Source organism: Mesorhizobium sp. Mes31, assembly GCF_024519675.1.
Lineage (GTDB): Bacteria > Pseudomonadota > Alphaproteobacteria > Rhizobiales > Rhizobiaceae > Mesorhizobium.
On record NZ_JALJRL010000072.1, the window covers coordinates 1 to 465 of the forward strand.

Annotated in this window: 1 pseudogene; it reads right to left on the reverse strand. The window is 70.8% G+C overall.

The features are described from left to right. Positions 1 to 465: pseudogene (locus NR193_RS33350) on the reverse strand (class I SAM-dependent methyltransferase); the annotation flags it as partial.

Below are 465 nucleotides of genomic sequence, written 5' to 3' on the forward strand. Positions count from 1 at the left end.
CAGCCATCACGACCGGCGGCCGCGCGGGAAGGCGCTCCTCAATCCACGCGAGGAGAGTCGCGGCATCCGGAGCGATGCCGGAAGCGTCCGCGAAAACGGCGGGATTGTCCGCCGGGAGCTTGTCGATGACGGTGAGGCGTGTCGGAAAGGTCGTGGCATGCTTGGCGTAGGCCGAGCCGTCGATGGCGGCGGAGAAGACGACGCGGCCACGTTCCTGCAGGCGAGTGAAGGCGGCGGTCCAGGCCGGATGGTCGGGCGCGAAGTTCGCCCCGGTGATCGTCACCAGCCGCCCGCCGGGCGCCAGGCGCGACAGCGCCGAGGCGATGTGCCGCCAGGCCGCGTCGGCCATGCGGCCCTCGACATTGGCCATGACCGAAAAGGGCGGGTTCATCAGCACCACGCTCGGCACGGCGCCGGGATCGAGATGGTCGTCGATCTGGGCGGCGTCGAAGCGGCTGGCGGAGA